Origin of the sequence: Streptomyces sp. NPDC006265, assembly GCF_040613555.1 — a bacterium.
Taxonomy (GTDB): domain Bacteria; phylum Actinomycetota; class Actinomycetes; order Streptomycetales; family Streptomycetaceae; genus Streptomyces.
The window spans coordinates 1-2,279 of the sequence record NZ_JBEXSH010001154.1 but is presented as its reverse complement, the minus strand read 5'-3'; the positions used below and the strand labels follow the sequence as shown (position 1 = coordinate 2,279).

The 2,279-nt window shown below is 74.5% G+C and carries 2 protein-coding genes and 2 pseudogenes; 1 reads left to right on the top strand and 3 read right to left on the bottom strand.

Going from position 1 to position 2,279, the window contains the following annotated elements:
* Positions 1 to 565: pseudogene (locus ABZ281_RS46460) on the bottom strand (phosphatase); the annotation flags it as partial.
* A 206-nt stretch (positions 566 to 771) separates the two neighbouring features.
* Here ABZ281_RS46460 and ABZ281_RS46455 point away from each other — a divergent pair.
* Positions 772 to 1,524: an ankyrin repeat domain-containing protein gene (locus ABZ281_RS46455; RefSeq protein WP_356664548.1), complete on the top strand. Its 753-nt coding sequence runs from the start codon at positions 772 to 774 to the stop codon at positions 1,522 to 1,524.
* Here ABZ281_RS46455 and ABZ281_RS46450 read toward each other — a convergent pair.
* Both ABZ281_RS46450 and ABZ281_RS46445 read right to left on the bottom strand, forming a co-directional pair.
* Positions 1,512 to 1,694, bottom strand: a complete 183-nt coding sequence (locus ABZ281_RS46450; protein ID WP_356664546.1) for a hypothetical protein — start codon at positions 1,692 to 1,694, stop codon at positions 1,512 to 1,514. The two genes, ABZ281_RS46455 and ABZ281_RS46450, sit on opposite strands and share 13 nt — an antisense overlap.
* A 96-nt stretch (positions 1,695 to 1,790) precedes the next feature.
* Positions 1,791 to 2,203, bottom strand: a pseudogene (locus tag ABZ281_RS46445) (aldo/keto reductase); the annotation flags it as partial.
* Between the last annotated feature and the right edge of the window lie 76 nt (positions 2,204 to 2,279).

Sequence of the window (2,279 nt, the reverse complement as noted above, 5' to 3'; positions counted from 1 at the left end):
GGTAGTCGGCGGCGGCCAGACCGGTCTGCCCGGGGTGGCGGGTGGCGTCCACGGGCACGACCCACGGCTGGTCGGGCAGGGCCGGTGGCCGGGTGGCGTCGTCCAGGAGCCGGGCCATGCGGCGGGCGCTTGAGGTGATGTGGCCGTGCTCGCGTGGTGAGATCCGGCGCGGCCGGCCGGCGGGCCACATCAGCACGAGGCCGCCCCAGGGGCGGCGTACGCCGGTCAGCGGGATGGCGGCCAGGGCGAACGGGTAGGGCAGGACAGCGGCGGCGCGGGGGTAACGGCGGGCCATCTCCTCCTGGCCGGCGACGCTGACCAGGGTGTCATCGTGGATCGCGTCGGCGACCGGGACCGGCGCGTTGAGGGGCAGCCGCTGCCAGGGCGCGGAGAAGGCCAGCGGCAGACCGCACAGGGCCACCAGGCGTAGCATCGGCTCGGCCTCCTCGATGAGGTAGAGGCCGCCGATGGAGGCGCCGGTACCGCGCACGGTGTCGGCCAGTGCCACCCCCAGGGCGTCGTCCAGCGATCCGGCGGCGCCGGGGTGCTCCTTGCTCCCGGGCATGGTGTCCTCCCGCTCCTGCCCGGACGCCACGTCTGGTGGAGCGTGCGGGCATGTCCTCCGTACGGGTGCCCGGTTTGTGGCCGAATGTGCAGGCTCGGGGTGTGGTCACTGCCGGGGGCGGCGATGCGGCCTATTCGAGCGGACGGCCGTGCACGCGGGCGTCGGCTGGCAGAATCGGGAGCCCTGGACGGCATCGGGAGGCCGCCTTGCTGACCCTGACATCGCAGGACCCGTTGGCCGTCGCCGTCACGGAGGCGATACGGGCCGGGGACCTGCCCGGGCTGAGGCGACTGCTCGCCGACCACCCCGGTCTGGCCACCGCGCGCGTCACCGAGCAGGGCGAGGACGGCAAGGGCACGCGCACTCTGCTGCACATCGCGGCCGACTGGCCCGGTCATTTCCCCAGGGGTGCGGAGGTCGTCACGGCCCTGGTGGCCGCCGGGGCCGATCCCAGGGCCCGCTTCGACGGTGCGCACGCGGAGACGCCGCTGCACTGGGCCGCCGGCAACAACGACGTGCCCGTGCTGGACGCGCTCATAGCGGCCGGGGCCGACATCGAGGCGCCCGGGGCGGTCATCGGCGGTGGCGGCCCGCTCGCCGACGCGCGGGGATTCGGCCAGTGGCGCGCGGCGCACCGGCTGATCGAACACGGCGCCCGCGTCACCCTCCAGGACGCCGCCACGCTCGGCCTGCTCGACCGGGTCCGGGCCTTCGTCGAGGCGGACGAGCCACCGTCACCGGACGAGATCACCAGCGCCTTCTGGGGCGCCTGCCACGGCGGGCACCTGCCCACCGCGCAATACCTCCACCAACAGGGCGCCGACCCTCAGTGGTGCGGCTACGACGGCATGACACCGCTCGACATCGCCCGCGCCCAGAACGCCGACGACGTCGTGCGGTGGCTGCGTGACCTGGGCGCGGCGAGGCAGGCCTCCGGCGGGGCGCCTCACAGGCAGTAGCGCACGAGCCATTCGTCCTGGTTGTAGGCGGTGCGCGCCGGGTCGGGCACGCTGGCCGCCCGCTCCTCGACCATGTCCTCCACGCGCACCGGCTCCGGCAGTGTCCCGAAGCGGGCCCGGCGGGCGGCACCCTCCGCCTCGCCCCCCTGCTGCGACGTCGCCTCGTCCACGGCGATTCCCCTCTCCGGCTGGTCGGTCCGACCGTTCGGCCCTTGGTGGGCAAAGAGTTGACGTGCGAGCGGGGCGCTTGGTTCCCGCCGCGTCGCTCAGCCGTAGCAGTCGCGCTGCCACCGGTGCCCGGCGAGGGTGGCGAGCTGCTCGTCCGTGAGCGGCCGGCCGTCGCTCAGGCCGGCATTGCGCTCGACGTTGCGGACGCTGCGCATCCCCGGGATGACGGTCGAGACGGCGAGGTGGCTCAAAACGAAGCGCAGCGCCGTCTCGGCCATGTCGTCCGCGTCGATGCCGAGGTCGGCGCAGATCGCCGCGACACGTCGCTCGACCTGGGCGGGGCGATCGTCGCGGAAGTAGCGGTTGCGGAAGTCGCCCTCGGGAAGGTCGCGCCGGCCGTGACCCGCCCGGTCAATCCGCCCTCGCCGAGGGCGACGCGCACGATGCCGCCGACGCCGCACTCCGCGCGGGCGGGAAGCAGGTTCTCGGCCGGGGCCTGGTCGAAGATGTCCTAGCTAGTGCCGCGGCAGGCAACGTTTGCCCGTTGAGGAGCGGCGTCCGGTGCGTGCTCTCGGCGTGCCGGCCGG